16 protein-coding genes are annotated in these 19,147 nt (G+C 37.7%); 4 read left to right on the top strand and 12 right to left on the bottom strand.

The annotated features are described in order from the left end of the window. Positions 1-66: 66 nt before the first annotated feature. The 3 genes from I6F65_RS08005 to bioH all read right to left on the bottom strand — a co-directional run bounded on the left by I6F65_RS08005 (position 67) and on the right by bioH (position 2,059). Positions 67-918 carry a putative metalloprotease CJM1_0395 family protein gene (locus I6F65_RS08005; RefSeq protein ID WP_197112338.1) on the bottom strand — a complete coding sequence of 284 codons (852 nt, stop codon included), beginning with the start codon at positions 916-918 and terminating at the stop codon, positions 67-69. A 4-nt stretch (positions 919-922) separates the two neighbouring features. Continuing rightward, the gene (locus I6F65_RS08000) at positions 923-1,231 is read right to left on the bottom strand and encodes a hypothetical protein (protein ID WP_024610285.1); all 309 of its coding nucleotides are present in this window, start codon (positions 1,229-1,231) and stop codon (positions 923-925) included. Between the two features lie 90 nt (positions 1,232-1,321). Next, entirely contained in the window at positions 1,322-2,059 is a 738-nt protein-coding gene (gene bioH, locus I6F65_RS07995) for a pimeloyl-ACP methyl ester esterase BioH (RefSeq protein WP_197112336.1), read from the bottom strand. A 74-nt stretch (positions 2,060-2,133) separates the two neighbouring features. Here bioH and I6F65_RS07990 point away from each other — a divergent pair, with 74 nt between their 5' ends. Next, positions 2,134-2,811: a ComF family protein gene (locus tag I6F65_RS07990; protein WP_024610287.1), complete on the top strand. Its 678-nt coding sequence runs from the start codon at positions 2,134-2,136 to the stop codon at positions 2,809-2,811. A gap of 68 nt (positions 2,812-2,879) precedes the next feature. Here the strand turns inward: I6F65_RS07990 and I6F65_RS07985 are convergent, their stop codons facing one another. After that, positions 2,880-5,000: a TonB-dependent receptor gene (locus I6F65_RS07985; RefSeq protein WP_197112334.1), complete on the bottom strand. Its 2,121-nt coding sequence runs from the start codon at positions 4,998-5,000 to the stop codon at positions 2,880-2,882. A gap of 714 nt (positions 5,001-5,714) precedes the next feature. After that, positions 5,715-8,267 carry a M14 family zinc carboxypeptidase gene (locus I6F65_RS07980; RefSeq protein ID WP_197112333.1) on the bottom strand — a complete coding sequence of 851 codons (2,553 nt, stop codon included), beginning with the start codon at positions 8,265-8,267 and terminating at the stop codon, positions 5,715-5,717. A gap of 146 nt (positions 8,268-8,413) precedes the next feature. Here I6F65_RS07980 and nfuA point away from each other — a divergent pair, with 146 nt between their 5' ends. Together nfuA and I6F65_RS07970 are read left to right on the top strand one after the other, a co-directional pair. Continuing rightward, complete coding sequence (nfuA, locus tag I6F65_RS07975; protein WP_007584966.1) at positions 8,414-8,989, top strand: Fe-S biogenesis protein NfuA; 576 nt, start codon at positions 8,414-8,416, stop codon at positions 8,987-8,989. A 9-nt stretch (positions 8,990-8,998) separates the two neighbouring features. After that, positions 8,999-9,268, top strand: a complete 270-nt coding sequence (locus I6F65_RS07970) for a hypothetical protein (RefSeq protein ID WP_024610290.1) — start codon at positions 8,999-9,001, stop codon at positions 9,266-9,268. Between the two features lie 14 nt (positions 9,269-9,282). Here I6F65_RS07970 and dinF read toward each other — a convergent pair whose 3' ends face one another. Continuing rightward, positions 9,283-10,617, bottom strand: coding sequence for an MATE family efflux transporter DinF (gene dinF / locus I6F65_RS07965; RefSeq protein ID WP_197112331.1), 1,335 nt, complete (start codon positions 10,615-10,617; stop codon positions 9,283-9,285). Here dinF and I6F65_RS07960 point away from each other — a divergent pair. Continuing rightward, complete coding sequence (locus tag I6F65_RS07960) at positions 10,597-11,622, top strand: polysaccharide deacetylase family protein (protein WP_166111304.1); 1,026 nt, start codon at positions 10,597-10,599, stop codon at positions 11,620-11,622. The genes dinF and I6F65_RS07960 overlap by 21 nt on opposite strands. A gap of 12 nt (positions 11,623-11,634) precedes the next feature. Here the strand turns inward: I6F65_RS07960 and I6F65_RS07955 are convergent, their stop codons facing one another. From I6F65_RS07955 to I6F65_RS07930, 6 genes are all read right to left on the bottom strand, one after another. Continuing rightward, a complete protein-coding gene (locus tag I6F65_RS07955) occupies positions 11,635-12,666 on the bottom strand; it encodes a chemotaxis response regulator protein-glutamate methylesterase (protein ID WP_197112329.1) in 1,032 nt (343 codons plus the stop codon). 10 nt (positions 12,667-12,676) lie between these two features. Continuing rightward, complete coding sequence (cheD, locus tag I6F65_RS07950; RefSeq protein WP_166111310.1) at positions 12,677-13,294, bottom strand: chemoreceptor glutamine deamidase CheD; 618 nt, start codon at positions 13,292-13,294, stop codon at positions 12,677-12,679. Next, positions 13,278-14,108, bottom strand: a complete 831-nt coding sequence (locus I6F65_RS07945) for a protein-glutamate O-methyltransferase CheR (protein WP_197112327.1) — start codon at positions 14,106-14,108, stop codon at positions 13,278-13,280. The genes cheD and I6F65_RS07945 overlap by 17 nt, the downstream gene beginning before the upstream one ends. An 88-nt stretch (positions 14,109-14,196) precedes the next feature. After that, entirely contained in the window at positions 14,197-16,509 is a 2,313-nt protein-coding gene (locus tag I6F65_RS07940) for a methyl-accepting chemotaxis protein (RefSeq protein ID WP_197112325.1), read from the bottom strand. A 55-nt stretch (positions 16,510-16,564) separates the two neighbouring features. Next, a complete protein-coding gene (locus I6F65_RS07935) occupies positions 16,565-17,050 on the bottom strand; it encodes a chemotaxis protein CheW (protein ID WP_166111318.1) in 486 nt (161 codons plus the stop codon). Next, positions 17,047-19,137, bottom strand: a complete 2,091-nt coding sequence (locus I6F65_RS07930) for a chemotaxis protein CheA (RefSeq protein ID WP_197112323.1) — start codon at positions 19,135-19,137, stop codon at positions 17,047-17,049. Before I6F65_RS07930 ends, I6F65_RS07935 begins: the two co-directional genes overlap by 4 nt. Positions 19,138-19,147 lie beyond the last annotated feature (10 nt).

Genomic DNA, 19,147 nt, shown 5'->3' with positions numbered 1-19,147 from the left:
CTAAAACAAAAAAACCGCGTAAGCGGTTTTTTTAATCACAATTTTATTAAATTTATCGAAGCTAAATTAACTCAGTGCCGAAAAGCCGCTTTGATTTGCAGGTGATGTTGCCATTTGATAAAAGTTAGCAATACGTCCAGCGCGTGCCTCAACATCTACATCTCGTTGTTTCTCATCACTCTTAGCTGTTTTAGTATCACTGCTTTCATCACTAGAAAATGAAGCTTCGACTTTATTACTTGCGTCATCTTCTTCACTTTCAGGTTGTGCTAGCTCAGCTTGGGCTGCAGCTAGCTTTTGTGTCGCATTAGCAGCAATAGAGCGATCTGCTCCCGAGGGCTCAGCAGGCGCTAATGCTGCAGCGCGCACCGTTTGCATCTTATCTATAGTTGCTTGTGGATCGCCTGGGACTTCAGATACATCTATTTGTACCTCTCCGCCAACTGCGTAGTTAGTACCATCGGGACCACGTTGATATTCATAGCTAGGCGAACCGGCATGCTGCCCACCTACAGCAGCATGTGCTTGCTCGTGTACTCTTACTTCAGTATCACGAGTCTTAAGTTCTTTAATTTGTGATTGTTCTTGCTTTAAAAGTTGCTCTTCTTGTTCAGATTCCTGTTTTTCAACTGTTTCGGCTTCTTGCTCAGAAGCTTCTGAATTTTCTGATTCTTCATCACGTTGCTGAACAGTTTTTTCGTCTGCTATTTTCCCAGTCGCATTATACGTTACGCCATCACCACCGCCTGGTAACTTTGCCTTTTCAGCATCGCTTTGTGCTTTGGTTTCTGTATTGCTGGCACTGCTTGGTGCCGGCGCAGGAATAACTTCACGCAGTTGGTTGTCACGACGTGCGGTTTCCGTATAAACATTTGCGGTGTTTATATTAATAGACGGAAATGGCGTGACAATATTCATTATATTAAACTCTAATGTCTATTAGCGTGCCAAGAACATCATCGGCAGTTTGAATCGATTGCGTATTGGCTTTAGCATTAAACTCTTCAACTTTTAAGTTTACAAGCGCTTCATCAATACGTGCAGGTTGTGCGACAGGTGCTGTAATGGCTTCCTCTGGACGTGCTGCAGTGAGCTGACGTTGTTGCGCTAATTGCGCATCGTCTTGCTCCTCAATATTGGCGCGATTAATCTCTGCGCTGGCTTTTTCAATACCTTGGCTGGCACGATTAAACCCTTCAACACCGTTATTAAATACAGATCCGATTGGCATATTAAAGCCTCCACCAAATAAACATTGTTTAATTATCGCTCAGGTTATGCACAAAATAAAGCTTTAAACCGAGCAATTCTTACCTCAATTTTAAAACATTGATTTAACGACAGATAAAAACTCACTTTTATGAGAAATAAATGGCGCATGTGACGCTTTATCAAGTATTACGTACTCAAACTCAGCATTTAGTGCTGCCATTTCTGTAATTGCTTTATATGGCACCAAGGCATCTAAACGACCAAATACAGCTTTAATAGAGACCGGACAACTTGCAAATAATTCTCGTAAATCTTCATTTTGTAATATACCTAAGCCACCACTCAACGCTTCGTCTTTTGGTGGATTATATTGCTTTAGCAGTAGTTTAAGTTGCTTTATGTCATCGCGAGCAGATTCACTACCCATTGCTTGAATAGCTAAAAAACGTTCAATTGTTTTTTCAGGATGATTAACTAATTGTTCTTTAAATTGCGCGAGGACTTTTTCTTTTATTCCGGGCCAACTTTCTTGCTCTGCAAAAAATGGCGTCGATGCAACCAATATTACTTTTGATACTTTTTCGGGCCAATGCTTAGCAATATACAATGCAAATAGCCCACCTAACGACCAACCCATTAAAATAGATTGTGGTTTTAGTTGGTCACTTAAAAGTACTGCCGCATCATGTAATGTATAAGGGTTCGGGCAGGTAACACTATTCCCAAATCCTGGTAAATCAAGGCTACGCACTTCTCCTGAATATAAAACTTCAAACTCAGGTTGTACTAACTGCCACACCCCCTGATTCATTCCCCAGCCATGTAATAATACTAACTCGTTTTGCATATTTGCATAATCTTGACCAAACTTAGGCTCATAATAACGATTAAAAAGATGATTGCAATGTGCGGTGTTAACCAATGAAAAAAGCTATTTTTGACTGGCTCTTCCCATCTTATTGCGTGCAATGCGAAAACATCATTAATGCATCACAAGGCTTATGCAATTACTGCTTAGAAGACTTACCATTGTTTGATTTAAGTGAGCGCACTAACTTACTGCATCGCCCCGATATTATTGAGATGTTTCCTAACTGCGAGTTTGATAAGTTATTTGCATGTGCATTTTATCAATCCCCATTTAAACAGTGGCTTAAACAACTAAAATTTAATAATCAAATTCATTATAAAAAAGCATTACAGCAAGTAATACAAAAGCAATTAGTGCAGTTTTTTATTCATGAGGCTGTTTTACCTGATATTTTTATTATTTTACCATTACACAAAAGTCGATTTCTAAATCGTGGATTTAATCAAGTAACACAGGTTTGGCAACCGTGTTTATCAGGCCTATTATCATCGAACAATGCGCTTGTGCGTAGTAAAAAAACATATTCACAATCTAAGCTATCTAAAGCCAAGCGTATTAAAAACCTTAAAAATGCATTTATATGTACAAAAGATATGAGCGGCAAAACTGTCGCTATTATTGATGATGTTATGACCACCGGTGCCACACTCAATGCTGCGACTAGCGCATTAAAAAAAGCAGGTGCTAAACAAGTCTGGGCCTTTGTAACGTGTTTAACACCTATTTAAAGCAAGTAAGTATCACCCTTTATAGCGACTCACTTGCTTTAGTGATTTTAATGGTTAGTTATTAACGATTAAAAGCGAGCTCTTACACCCAAGCTAACTGAACGACCAGGTAAAGGTGCTTCATCTTTTAAGTATGAAGAATGTACCCGCCCTTCTTGATCCGTTAAATTATCGCCTTTGATATATATTGTCATATCAACATCACCTAAATCTAAGTAATAATTAGCTGATGCAGAAAGCATAGTATAACCATCTGTATTAGTTTCATTCTCGGCTATTTTATCTTGTTTACTATTTCGGATAACTTCTACTTCAGTATGCCAATTTCCATACTCGTAATGCACAGATGAGCCAAACCTCATTGGCGGCATTCTTGGTACATTACCGCCTGCATCTAATTTAGCACGTGTATAATCAGTAAATACTTCTAAGCGCCAGTCATCATTTAAATGCCAATCAACTTGTGCTTCGTAGCCGTATAAGCGTGCGTTTTGCTGGGAAAACAAAACAACCGGTAAACCATCTGTTTCTTCATCTGGTTCACCTGATATAGCAACTTGCTCCTCAAAGTCAGCTGATGTGATAAAGGCACCATCGCTGATAACTAAATCTGTAAAATCTTCAAAAATATAATTATTAATCTCATTATTAAACACACTAACGCTGGCATTCCATGTGTCTGCATTATAGCGATAAGTAATGTCTATATTATTCGAGACCTCTTTATCCATGCTTTCACCGGTTTGAACTACATTATATTGACCATTGTCGCTATTGAGCTCAAAGACGCCACCTATTTCATAAGTGCCAGATCCAATGTGAGGTCCATATGAAAACATCTCTGAAGCCGATGGGGCTCGCTGTGAGTAAGCATAATTAAAGGCTAAAGAGTGATTGTTGTTTATACTCCAAACAACCCCTGCTGAGCCAGATACAGCGGTGTAATCTTTGTTATCGAATGAAATAGTATTTGATGGACTAAGATCAGAAAAGAAATCGTTATCTACATTATGCGTTAGTTGCTCAACACGAGTACCTAATTGCCATAAAAGAGGGCCTACTTCTCGTTCTTCCATTAAAAATGCAGCAATGCTGTCTGTTTTAGTCGGTGGTGTAAAAGCTTCTTCGCCAATAGCTTCAAAATCACTTTTGTTGTAGTGCAGACCTACAACTCCTTTCCATCCATAAACTGGCGCATGTTCAGCCCATAATCTAGATTCTATACTTTCATTTTTAAAAGTTGTGCCAATTTCAGTGCCCTCTATCTCAGAGTGTTCGTAATCAGTATAAGCATTTTGCCAATGCACTGATTTAATAAAGCCATCTAAATTATTCCAATCAACAACGCCTTGATAGCGGTCTTGATTTAATTTAATAAACACACCCTCTTCGCCTGGCAAACCATACTCTGATTCCATATGTCCGTATGCAAATGCAACACGGTTATCATCAGTTATCCAACCAGTACCAAGATTATAACCACTTGAATCAATAGCTGAATTTGCAAGTGTAGTACTCCCGCCGTCCTCATCTATATCAGCCGGTACAGGAATTTTATAATCGTCGGTGCTGCGGTTATAACCATCTATATGAAATACAAAATCTCCTGAGCCTGCGTTTAAATCTGTTGAGATTGTTTTTGCATCAGCAACATTTTCGTATTGTGCAAATACTTCTCCACTTAACCCTTCTTGCTTTTCAGATGGCAAGCGGTTATCAACAACATTTACAACACCGCCAATCGCACCGCTCCCGTATAAAAGGGTTGCTGGTCCTCTTAAAACCTCAATTTGAGTTGCTGTTGAGGTTTCTGTTGCAACTTGATGATCTGGACCTACTCGCGACGCATCAGATGCACCTAATCCATTTTGTACAACCTTAATTCGCGGTCCATCTAAACCCCTAATAATAGGGCTACTCGCAACAGGACCAAAATAAGAGCTGTGTACGCCAGGTACGTTTTTTAAGGTTTCTCCTAGCGTTGCAGCTTGATTTTGATCTAATGCCTCACCGCTAAGAATGGTCACAGGCGTACTCGACTCAAGCACTGTGCGCTTTAGTGGAGATGATGTGATCAGCACTCTTTCAATATCACTTTCATCTTTTTGAATGTTTTTTTCAGCAGCATACGCGCTACTACTTACAGCCGCTAATAAAGCTAAAACAAGTGGAGAATAGTTATTTTTCATATTGTGATCTCTAAAATACACATTAAAACTCACTAGCTATCGAGCGATAGCTAGTATTAAAAATACGTTTAACAGGTTAATTTTAGATAAAAGTAGGAGGGTCTCTATTTCCAGTAATCGCAACAAATTCAGTATGGCATTGCAGAATATTTAACGTTATAAAAGAAAAATAATTTATGTCAGATTCAAAAAGGGTTATTTTGGCAGGTATAGACTGCTCTAAATCAAGATGACCTAAACATAGCTCGCATTGTTGATCTGTTTTTAATACATGAACAGTGCTGTGCCAACCCGAAGATATACTGAGAAGCAGAAAAACCACCAGTATATATTTCAACAGTGTTGTTTGGCTTCTTAGTGAATGTAAAATAAATATGCGCATTGTAGATATAATATAACATTACTATTAAATGTGTCGATAAATTAATTCACTTTTTACGTCGTATAAATATATTATTTGTTAAATAATGCTCATGCAACTTTACTAAATACACTGCGTGATAGAACAATAAATGCAATTACCTCGCACTATAAAGACTCTGAACACTCATAACTTCATGGAAATAGATTACCCATCGTAATTCGATATTAGGCTGTGCTTGCTTATAAAACTGCTTTTAAAGAAAATTTAAAATTTCGTAATCAATAGTAATTCTAACGATTAATAAAGGCTCTTAAATTTAAGGAGTAATAAGAGCCTTCTATTATTTTTTATTATCTCTCACCATTAGCACGAAAAGTATGTCCAAAAAATAAAGCATTGCTTAGTAGTCGGCTAGTACCATACCAATATCCTCTAAATACAGGGTCGTCGGTCATACCAATCACTGTGCCTCGTCCATATGAGTGCGCAATTAAGCCAGCACCACCAGCAACCTGCTCAACATTAACAGCATCGGTAAAACCCGCTAACAATGGCTTTTTAGTATACGTAAGTACATTTACAAACGGTGCGTCTGACGCTTCAAGTAGCCACGTGCTATTTTTAAATACGGGCAATGTATTGCGGTTAAGTGAAAATGTAAGTGGGTGTGTTAAGTCTACATTCGTATTAAAAATGGCACCTGCAATGCGCTGACGCCCTGCTAAATGATCTTTATCACCATAACTTAAACCTGTTGTATTAAATGCACTCGCTACATCTTGTCGTGATAGGTAGCTTGCTTTAAGTAGTTGCTGATCAGCTAAAAATTTAGCACCACCTTTATGGCCCCAAATAACGCCGCCTTTTCTTACCCAGCTTTTAATTGCCACTTTGTCAGCGTCAGATAAGCTATTGTAATTGCCATGAGCAAGCACAATATGGCTGTAGTCACTTAACTCGAGTGAACTAAAGCGATTCATTTCAACAATTGTTGGCGCTACACCTACAAAGCGATCTAGGTAATACCACACTTCGCCTACTTCGTACTGGCTTGCGCCTTGCCCGCCAATAAGCAGTACTTTTGGAGCACTAACAACCGCCATTGATCGCGACCCTAAATCGGCTCCTTTGCTTGTTAAGCCTGATGTAATTGGTTTAATTGCAATGCCAAACTCATTTTGTGCTTTATTTAGCAAGGTAATCCAATCTGTATTTGTTTGTAGACCCGCCGGTATAATAATACTTCCAGGTTTAAAATTAATTTCTCCTGATGTTGATTTAGCCGTTAATGCTTTTAGCGCTACACGTGCTTTTATACCTTGCTGTAATAAGCTGTTTAACATTTTAGGTGCTAAATAATCATCCCACGAAAAACCAAATGCATAACCCTCTGTGAGTGAAGCAAATGATGGAGTTGCTACTTTTTCCCATGCTTTATCAGCAACCTTTAATCCCCAACTACTTTTAACTTTAGAAAATGGCAGATTAAACGCATGCGCTAATGTCCAGCCAGATACATCGTAAAAAGTATTATCAGCAAAGTTTTTTTGCTCACTAAAAATCGCTTTTACCAAACGATATTGCGGTTGTGCTAATGGTACAAAGTAACTATGCGTACTGAAATTTTTACCATCTGCTTTTAATGATTTAGTAAGTGGGTAAGCGTTAATTTGATGCTGCTTTAACAATTCTAAAAAATGCTTAATACGGGTGTTGTCGCTTGCACCTTCAACAACATAACCTTCAAAGCTTTCATCGCTGGCTAAATCAGTAGCCTGATTATAAAATTTAGCTTGGTAATCCAATAACGCTTGGCGGTTATCAATTGCAGCCTTAAAGGTAGATAAACTCGTTAAAAGTTGATTTTTAATGGTGAAAGGAAAGCTTAAAGGTCCATTTATGGTTTCTTGAATATGTCCGCGAGAACTTGCTTGTTCAAATAAAATGCCTATGCCGCCATTTACATCTGGGTAAGTTGAGCCTTTTCCATAGTAAAAATCGTCAAAGCTTTCTTCTGTAAAATAAAGTGCATTGTTTTCATCTAAGGTTTTTGCATGATAGTTGGCAATTGCCTTTGTTAAGGTAACATTTTCATCCGGTGTTATAGGGTGCTTACGACTTGGAATACCTGGTTGAAAAAAGTAACTGCTGTTTGGACCCATCTCATGAAAGTCAGTTAAAATATTTGGTTTCCACTGATGAAATTTAGCAATACGTGCACGCGATTCAGGATGCTGTAGCAGTAGCCAATCGCGATTTAAATCAAACCAATAGTGGTTAGTACGGCTGCTAGGCCAGTTTTCAACATGCTCACGGGTTTTAGGGTCACTTGATAAGTTCATTCCACGGTTACTGTTTGCCCAATTAGCAAAGCGCGCTAAGCCATCTGGATTAAGTGATGGGTCGAGTAAAATAACCGTGTTATTTAACAGATTATTTATTTCATCGCCTTGAGCTGCAGCTAAATAATAAGCCACCAGCAATGATGAATTACTACCTGATGATTCATTACCATGAACGCTATAACCCATCCACACAACAGCGGGTTCATCTTGGGCTTTATCATTATTATTACTTAAACGTGCCAGATGAGCTTGGCGTGTTTGTTCTATGTTTGATAACTTATTAGCCGCAGTAATTGTTAGCATTACAAGCGGGCGCTGTTCATGCGTGCGACCAATCACTTCAAAATTTATACGGTCACTTTTTTGCGCAAGTATTTCCATATAACGTACGAGCTGATCGTGCCTCACATGCCACTCTCCGACTTGATAACCAAGTACTTCTTCGGGAGTTGGAATTGTGGGATCAAACTTTACATCTTGCTCAAAATAATACGAAAGTGGTTTAGCTACACTTGAAAAGCTAAGCAATACCACCATTAATGTTAATACCAAACGCATATAAATTACTCAAAAAATGTTCGTTGTTTGCACGCTACCATTGCTTAAAATAGATGCCAACTTTTTACGCTCAACACTAGCCGCAACACGATGAGCGGAGTATGATACGCAGTATCCGAGTAATTTAGTCAAGTATAGATGGTTTTATGATTTCTATTTCCGAAACAGCGCAAGCGCATTTTGCTAAACTATTAGCAGATCAATCACAACAAACTAATATCCGTGTGTTTGTTGTAAACCCTGGTTCATCACAAGCGGAATGTGGTGTGTCTTATTGTCCAGAAGACGCTGTAGAAGCGAGCGATATTCGCCTAAACTTTAACGGTTTTGATGCCGTTGTAGATGCAGAAAGTGCTCCATTTTTAGAAGAAGCTGAAATCGATTTTGTTACCGACAAAATGGGTACTCAGTTAACGCTAAAAGCACCTAATGCAAAGGCGCGTAAAATAGGTAACGATGCATCGCTAAACGAGCGTGTACAGCACATGCTAGAAACCGAAGTAAATCCACAACTTGCTAACCACGGTGGTCAAGTAAGCCTTGTTGAAATTACAGCTGCAGGTATTGCTATACTTCAGTTTGGTGGTGGTTGTAACGGTTGCTCTATGATCGACGTAACGCTAAAAGAAGGCATTGAAAAAGAAATGATAGCGAAGTTTGAAGAAATCACCGGTGTTGCTGATATTACAGAACACGAAGCGGGCGATCATTCTTACTATTAAGCCTTATAAATGTTAAAGCCAATTATCTACCGTTTAGGAAGTAACCCTAAACTGAGTTTAAAGCGCTTTTTTCGCGGTCTAGCACTGTTTGTGCTAGCCGTGATATTTATATCTATTGGGTACTACACCCATTACAGTTTGCAAATTATTGGTGTTGTGATTTTAGTTCCTGCTCTGTTTTTTGCAGCTTGGGGTTACAGCGGCATCTTTGCAAATCGATTTTCACAAGTTATTAAAGGTATAGGTCCAAAAAATCACGATCCCGATTTATGGAAGTAACCTACTAAACGTATTTAATCTAGTAGCTGATTATTTACTTTTAACTTTTGGTACTTAAAAATTAACGTCACGCCTCGCATCAACATAAAGCAACTCATGGCAAGCCATAGTCCATTATTTTCCCACTGATGAAACACCAAAAACACACCAAAAAAACCAACAATCGCCGAAAGTAGCATACTGTTACGCATATCTTTTGCGCGAGTTAGTCCAACAAATACACCATCAAACAAAAAACAACTCATAGCAAGTAACGGTAATACAATTATCCAAGGTAAATATAATGTAGCTTCGTTAATAACCTCAGGTACATTAGTTAAAAGTGTAATTATATAGCGCCCAAATATTGCAAAAAATAGGCTATATACTAAACCAAATAACATTCCCCAAAACACACTTATTTTCACCCAAAGCTCTATATTAGTTACGCTTTTCTGTCCTTTAGCGTGCCCTACCTTTGCCTCTGACGCATAGGCAATACCATCTAGTGCGAAGCTCACTAACATTAAAAAATTTAATAATACTGCATTAGCCGCTAACGTAGTTTCGCCAATACGTGCACCATAAAATGTCATAAAACTAAAGCATAATTGCAATATTAAAGAGCGAATAAAAATATCGCGATTCAAGCTCAATAAAGCAGACATTTTTTTAAGGCTAAACCAGTTAGGTACGCTTAATTCTATCCCTTGTTTTTTAGCTAATTTAACCACTAAAAAAAGTGCAAACACTAAAGCTGTATAATCCGCAATAAGTGACGCCCAAGCCGCGCCAGCAACCGCCCAATCAAGATAAACAACAAAGTAAATATCGAGCACTATATTTACAATATTGGTCACTAATAATAAATAAAAGGGGCCTCGTCCGTAGTGCACTCCTAGCATCCAACCAAGCAACACTAAATTACATAAAGCTGCTGGAGCACTAAAAATACGAATACTAAAATATTGATACGCTTGAGTAAGTACATCACTATTTGCAGCAGATAAAAATGCAATAACGTGCTTTATTAAAGGAGATAAAGCGATAAGCAATACCGCAACAATGCTTGCAAGTAATAAACTACGTTTAAGTAAAGCGGCTAATTGGGTTAAATCGTTTTTTCCATAAGCCTGAGCAACCATGCCAGTTGTGCTCATTCTTAAAAATCCAGCTAACCAAAATAAAATAGAAATAACAGCAGAGCCCAGCGCAATACCCGCTAAATAATGAGCGCTCCCTAAGTGGCCAATTACAGCTGTATCAACAATTCCTAACAAAGGCACAGTAATATTTGATAGTATCATCGGACCGGCTAACAACAGCAGGCTTTTATGGTGCGCCTTATTATGTATAAAAAATTGTTTCATTTAGTATTATTTACCCTCATTAGCATATCTTTACGTGCTCAAGCAGCCGTCATCTTACAGTATCATCATGTTAGTGAAACCCTACCTGCGGTCACAAGCATCAGTGCAGATGCCTTCACCAAGCATTTAAGTTATTTAAAAGAGCATAATTTTAACGTTATTCCACTAAATGAGTTAATTTCGGCTTTGCAGCAAGGGCAAACCTTACCTGAGAAAACTGTCGCCATCACCTTTGATGATGGTTATAACAATAATTATGATCAAGCAGCGCCAATTTTAGAAAAGTTTGGCTACCCGTATACTATTTTTGTAAACCCTAAATTAATAGACGAAGGTATGAGCTATGTAATGGGGTGGGATAAACTCAAAGAACTCGCTAAAAAAGGGGTGATAATTGCAAACCACAGTGCTCAGCATGACTACTTACACATTAAGCTTGATAACGAAACAGATGCGCAATGGCAAGAGCGTATTAAGCAAGACATACTCGATTCACAAAAACGTATAAAAGAAGAAATAGGACAAGATTACAAATATTTAGCTTACCCTTATGGCGAGTTTAATAACGAACTTCAAGCATTAGTAACACAGCTTGGTTTTGTTGGTATTGGTCAACACTCAGGGGCTGTGAATAAAGACTCTAACTTTAGCCGTTTACCGCGTTTTCCTGCATCCGGTTTTTATAGCAAATTAGATACATTAACCACTAAACTAAACTCTCACGCTTTTAATATTGCAAAGCTTACTTACATAGACAGCGTTACTACACAAAACCCACCAAAATTAACTATTGAGTTTAAAATGGGTGATTTTCATAAAACACAATTTGCTTGTTATGTTTCAAGCGTTGGGCAGGCAAATTTAACGTGGATAAATGAAAATACAGTTGAAGTAACTTCACCTAAAGCACTTCATAAAGGCCGCTCTCGCTTTAACTGTACTGCACCCTCAATCGAGAAGCCGAGTAGCTATTATTGGTTCTCGCAACCTTGGGTTATTCAATAAACGACGTACAAACTATTTTTTTATTGCCTGATTTAATAGTCGCTGGGTTACTTTCTCCAGCGACACAACTTCATTAGCGGCATTTAACTCTATAGCCGCTTTTGGCATACCCCAAACAACTGACGAAAACTCATCTTGTGCTATGGTATAAGCACCGTTTTGCTTTAATGCTAGTAGCCCCTTAGCGCCATCACTTCCCATACCAGTAAGTATTGCTGCAATTACATTTTTAGCACCCGTTTCAATTAATGAATTGAATAACACATCTACAGCAGGTTTATGCCTATTAACTAGCTCGCCATCATCAAGCTGGCAATACAAGCTTATGCCTTGCTTTTTAATACTTAAATGAAGCCCTCCTGGTGCGATATAAGCCCAACCAGCACGAAGTTTATCGCCATGCTCTGCTTCTTTAACGTTTATTACACATGTACGATTCATACGTTCAGCAAATGAAGTACTAAATACCGGAGGAATATGCTGAGTAATGACTATTGGTGGGCAATTCTCAGGCATTGTAACTAATACCTCTTTAATAGCCTCTGTGCCACCTGTTGAGGCGCCAATAGCAATAACTTTATTAAGTAAAAACTGGAGGCTTGGTAATAATGGCTCTTTAACTACAGCAGCTTTTTTAAAGCTTCTTACTCTTGCATTAGCAGCAACTCGTACTTTTTGTTGTACTAAATAAGCATACTGGCTAAATTTTTCTTTTATATTTGTGGTGGGTTTTGCAATAAAATCTATAGCCCCTAGCTCTAAAGCCTCTAATGTAATTGGTGAGCCTTTTTGAGTTAGAGTCGAAATCATTACCACTGGCATTGGTCTTAAACGCATTAGATTTTTTAAAAAACTTATTCCATCCATTTTCGGCATCTCTACATCCAATGTAAGTACATTTGGATTGAGTCTTTTTATCATTTCGCGAGCTTCGAAAGGATCCTCTGCGCTACCAACCACAGTAATATCTTCTGCTTGTTGTAGTATTTCTGTTAGTAGCCTTCTAATTAGAGGCGAATCATCAATTATTAATACTTTAATCATGTCCGCATTCCTAAAACAGTTCAATATCAGTCGTTACTTCTTGTTTGTTAAGGTTTTGTAAATAACGAGCCTCACGTTTTTCAATCGTACTGTTGTGCAAACTCTTTAGTTTTTTCATTTGAACTTTTCCTGTATGGGGATGAAAAAAAATTTTTCGTGGCCAGTGCCCTCCCATATCATGCGCAACTAAGTTTAATGCTTCTTCTTTAATATAGGCATTTGCAAAACTAATGTTACCCAGCCCAATATCGCTCATCGCACTAATTATTTTGCCACCACCGAACAGTTTTATTTTTAAATTATCACGAGAAGCCCCATTTTTAAGTACTTCATTAATTAAATACTCCATAGCCCAATTACCATATCGGCAACTCAGACTGTGTGCGTTGTTAGATTCAAATCCTTTTTGTATTGGCAACATAAAGTGATTAATGCCGCCTATACCTAACTTGTCATCATAGACACATGCTGAAATACACGAACCAAGTACAGTAGAAATAAGTTCATCATTTTTAGAAACATAAAATTCGCCAGGTAACACTTTAGCAATGACACTCTCACGACTCGAATCCCAGTATCGCTTAACGTGTTCAAAACCTGCGAGGACAGGTTTAAACTGCGTGTACATTATCTGTTTTTCGATACATAGTTTTTCCTAAATTTTTAAACTGACTATGCTCTTTACCCATAGTTTCTGAGTGACCTAAAAATAGGTACCCTCGCTCATTCAATATATTGCCATACCTCTTAAAAAGCTGATCCTTCGTTTCTTTATCAAAATAAATTACGACGTTACGACATAAAATCAGATCAAACTTTCCTTTCATTGGCCATTCTTGTAATAAATTTAAACGCTTAAATGATATGAATTCTTGCAACTTAGGTTTTACTTTATAGCTTTCTCCATCCTTACTTTTTAAAAACCACCGTTTTAGCTGTTTGCTATTAAGCCCGTTAACATTAGCCGCCGTATAAATACCATTTTGAGCCTTAGTTAATACATTTGAATCTAAGTCAGTAGCTAAAATTTTTACATCCCAATCACTTGGAAATAGCTCCTGTAATGTCATCGCTAAGCTATAGGGCTCTTCACCTGTAGAGCAGCCTGCTGACCAAATTCGTATACGTTTACTTTGCTTATTTGCCTTTAAAAGTGTCGGAGCTAGCTGGGCTTTAATAAATTCAAAATGATGATTCTCACGAAAAAAAGACGTCAAATTAGTCGTAATCGAATTTATAAAAGCATCAAACTCTCGATCCTTATGCTTTTTTAAATACTCTAAATACGTTTTAAAATCTGCTAGCTTCAGCTCTCTAATTCGCCTTGCTAGTCGCGAGTAAACCATTTCTCGCTTATGCTCACCTAATACAATGCCGCATGCGTTATAAACTAAACTCGCAATTTCTTTAAAATCTTTATCGGTAAATAAAAACGCTTTCATTATTGGCTCTTAATTAAATTCAAAGAGTAATACCTCGCTGTGCTTAATTTGTAGCGAGTATTTTAGAAAAAATTAAAACAAAAATGCTTTAAAACTCTTCCCATTCATCTGCAGAGTCAACAAAGTTGTCACCTCTTGTTTTAGTTTTATTACGGGTATAACTGCTCTGTGGCTTATGAGACAACTCAGGGGTGCGCATCGTCGGTGAAAACATTTCTACATCTTGCGGCCCTAACGAAAAAAAGTGTAGCAATCTACGCATTTCATTAGCTTGTTCCGCCATTGACTCTCCCGCAGCAGATGCTTGCTCGACTAAAGCTGCATTTTGCTGGGTCATTTCATCCATTTGTGAAATTGCTTTGTTTACTTGTTCAATACCCGCACTTTGCTCTTCAGATGCTTCGGTAATATCAGAAATCATTTGTGCCACTCTTTGTACCGATACAACAATTTCCTTTAACGTATCGCCTGATTCATTTACCAACAATGATCCATCGGCAACCTTACCTACACTATCTCTTATTAGATCTTTAATTTCTTTAGCTGCACCTGCAGAGCGTTGTGCTAAGTTACGAACCTCACCTGCCACTACGGCAAAGCCTCTGCCCTGTTCGCCAGCTCTTGCTGCTTCTACAGCTGCATTTAATGCTAATAAATTAGTCTGGAATGCTATTTCGTCAATGACACCTATAATGTCTGCAATTTTTTTGCTCGACTCATTAATAGCCGACATACTTGTCACTGCTCTATTAACAACTTCACCACTTTTAATCGCTTTTTCACAGGTTTCTTCCGCTAAATTGTTTGCCACTTTAGCGTTATCTGCATTTTGACGAACTGTGCTAGTCATTTCCTCCATACTTGAAGCTGTTTCTTCAAGTGACGAAGCTTGCTCTTCTGTGCGCTGGCTTAAATCGGTATTGCCTTGAGATATTTCCTCAGCACCACTTGCAACTAGCATAGCCGATGAATTTATACGGTTTATTACTTCGGTTAACTTATCTGCCGTTGCGTTAGCATCACGTTTTAGCTTATCAAATGAGCCTTTATAATCATTTTCTATACGTTTTGATAAATCTCCATTTGCCATTGCATCAAGCATATTCGCGGTATCGGCAACTGCATCATCTACAATTTCAACTAGGCTATTTAACCCTTGCGCCAAACGTAAGAAAAACCCGCTTTTGCCCTCTTCAATAACTCTTATCTCAAGCTCGCCATTTCCAGCAGAACTAACCAACTCCGCAATTTCTTTCTCAATAGCAACTTCAGCCGTCCTATCTTCCCACTCAACAATTGTGCCCAACTTTTTGCCCTCTTGGCTAATCCAAGGTGAAGTTATTAAATTAAAAGTAACTCCCGCTAAAAGTAGTTCTGCTTTGTGTGATTCATTTAGGTTTTTTAATATATCTCTTTGATGTGCAAGGTGTTGATAAAAATCATCAACACATGTCCCAATTAAATTATCGACAGAAAAGCCTGGCAACACCGTTTGCAGCTCTTTTTCACGTACTCTAAACATTTGCTGCACACGGTCGTTCACAAATACAATATTAAGGTCTTCATCTGCAATCATCACATTTGCTTGGCATACCTTTAATGCATTAGCCAAATCAGCTGCTTTTCGAGAGATTTTTTCAAGCTCTTTTTGTGCACTAATATCAGATGCATATTTAATCACTTTAAACGGTTTCCCGTTCATATCATAAATTGGGTTATAAGATGCTTGAATCCAAACTTCTTGCCCTTGCTTACCTATTCGTAAATACTCGCCTGAATCAAATTCACCACGACTAAGTTTGCCCCAAAACTCTTTATATTCATTGCTAACTGCATAATCTGGCTCAACAAACAATCTATGGTGCTGCCCTTTAATCTCACTTAACTGATAACCAAGTGCATTTAAAAAGTTATCATTGGCATCAATAATAGTGCCGTCTAAATTAAACTCTATAACAGCTTGCGATTTACTTATTGCATTAATTTGCCCCGAAGCCTCTGCTGCACTGAGCTTTTGTTCTGTAATGTCGGTAGCAAATTTAATAACTTTTAAAACTTGCCCCTGATCGTCAACAATTGGATTATATGTAGCTTGTATCCATACTTCTTTTCCACTTTTACCAAAGCGTTTAAATTCATTCGACATAAATTCGCCATTACGTAAACGCTGCCAAAAACTTTTATAGTCACTACCTTGCGCTTCATCAGTGTCAACAAACAAAGAGTGGTGCTGTCCTTGAACTTCTTCTAACTGGTATTCCATTACGCTAAGAAAGTTAGCATTAGCAGTAATTATTACGCCGTTTGGTTCAAACTCAATCACAGCTAATGATTTATTTAATGCATCGACAATTAAATCATTACTCGATTTTGACTGTTTTAGATTACTAAACCATCCCATGCTCATCACCACCTTTAAATTTATTTTTCATTGTTATATTTAGTTGTTCTATTCGCTAAATATCCATTGTTTTTTGTAAGTCGATCAATACAATCATTTTGTCGCCAACATTGACCAACCCAGATATATATTCGCAATTACTTGATTCAGATAAGCTAGGAACTGCTTTTGCGTCTTGCTCTGTAATGCTGTAAACGTCAGAAACAGCATCTACTGCAACTCCAATAATTTTACTCCCTTGTCCAAACTCTACTTTTACTACAATAACCACCGTTAATGGTCCGTAATCAAGTACAGGTAAGCCAAAGCGCAAGCGTAAATCAATAATAGGTACTATTGTTCCACGTAAATTAATAACGCCTTTTACAAATTCAGGGGCATTAGGCAGCACTGTAATTTCTTCCCAGCTACGAATTTCTTGTACAGTTAAAATATCAATGCCGTATTCTTCATTAGCCATAATAAAAGTTAAAAATTGTTTTACACCCTGTTGTTGCTGAAGGTTTAACTGGTTGTTTAATTGGCTTTGTTCAAAACTCATAGCCCCTCCAAAACAACATTAGACTCAAATATTAATTCCTGAGTACCTGGCTTTTTCAAGCCAGAGAGCTTTACTAAGCCGCTAATATCAACAATAAGCGATACACGTCCATCACCTAAAATAGTGGCTCCCGATACACCATCAACTTTGTGATAGTTAGCCTCTAAACTTTTAATAACCACCTGTTGCTGAGAAAGTAAATCATCAACCAATAATCCAACCTTTTGATTATCAGCTTCAACGACTACAAGCAGAGTTTTATCTAGTGATTCAATTGCATTTTGATGATTAAAAATATCGTATAAACGCAAAATAGGAATATATTCATCTCGAAGCCTTAGTACATCTAAGTTTTGACCCACACGACTCACTTTTGTAATATCAATTTGCAGTGATTCAACAATCGAAATTAGCGGAATAATATAGGTATGCTGAGCCACTTTAACTAACTGGCCATCTAAAATGGCAAGTGTAAGCGGTAACCTAATCGTAAATGTTGAACCAACGCCAGGCGCTGAGGTTACTTCTACAGAGCCATTTAAAGATTGAATATTTCGCTTAACAACATCCATCCCTACACCACGACCAGATAAATCACTCACCTCATCAACAGTAGAAAAACCAGGCATAAAAATAAGTTCGTTTATTTCGTCATCAGTTAAATTTTCATCTTCTGAAATCAACTCATTCTCTATCGCTTTTTCTTTAATTTTTTTAGTATTTAATCCCTGCCCGTCATCCATAATTTCGATAACGATATTACCGCCTTGATGAAACGCATTTAGAGTGACAGTACCTACGGGGTCTTTTCCAACAAGTAGCCTTTGTTCAACTGTTTCTAAACCATGGTCAAGTGAATTTCTTACTAAATGAACCATAGGATCAGATATTTTTTCCATTACCGTTTTATCAAGTTCTGTTTGTTCACCAAGCAACTTAAGCTCAACCTGTTTATTTAATTTTTGGGCTATATCGCGTACTAATCGAGGAAATCTACTAAATACAAAGTTGATAGGGAGCATGCGAATACGCATGACGTTTTCTTGTAAATCTCGTGTATTATGCGCAAGTTGCGCCAACCCTTCTTTTAAAGAGGTAATAGTTGCAGGAGTGATCTCTTGCTCACTAAGCTGATTAAGCATTGCTTGGGTAATAACGAGTTCACCCACCATATTTATTAACGAATCAACTTTATCAATACCAACACGAATAGAGGTAGATTCAGGGGTGTTAGCAGGCTTCTTATCTTGGTTAGCTGTAGATTGCTTTGGTTGACTAAGTGATTCAGGATCTTTTATTAATTCTGGTGTTACCAACTCAACCTTTTTAGGTTTACTCTCATGATTAAACGATTTTTTTTCTTTGTTAACTAATAATTCTTTGCATAACTCAACCGCTATATCGGCATCACCTTCAACCCATTCGAATATTTCTTTTATCGCTTTTTCATCATGCTTAGTATTTAATAAAAAGCGCCAATGCAAAAAACATTCATCACTACTTAAATCTTTAATATCAGGTACTTCATCATAAAATGCGGTTGTTTCTAACTCGCCAAGTTCAGCAAGTTCATTAATCATATACAGCGGCTCATTACCTGTTTTAAATAAATGCTGATGAGGCTTAAAATCAATTTGATAAGTATTACTTCCCGACTTTTCCAATTCCTTTTTAATATCTAGTTCTGGGGTTTCACTTTTCATACCCAGCACTCGTTCAAATTCTATTCGCAATGAGGTAGCTTGTGTTAAATCTGGCTCTTGCTCTGCTTGCAATCCAGCCAATAAAGCGCGTAAACAATCTACCGCTTTAAGTAATAAATTAACGTGCTCTGTAGTTAGTTTTCGTTCACCTTGTCGTATTTGATCTAATAGCGTTTCAAGTACATGAGTAAAATCTGCAACCGCATTGAAACCAAAAGTACCACTACCTCCCTTAATAGAATGGGCAGCTCTAAAAATGGTGTTAATAGTTTCTAAGTCTTCCTCACCAGGGAGTAAGTTTAAAAGCTCAGCCTCCATGGTATCTAGGCCTTCAAAACTCTCTTCAAAGAAAACTTCAAAAAATTGACTTAAATCTATACTCACGCTGCGCTCC

This window comes from Pseudoalteromonas sp. SWXJZ94C, from assembly GCF_015864385.1.
Taxonomy (GTDB): Bacteria; Pseudomonadota; Gammaproteobacteria; order Enterobacterales; family Alteromonadaceae; genus Pseudoalteromonas.
Note: the sequence above shows the minus strand (reverse complement) of the source record. Positions and strands in the feature narration are given on the sequence as shown.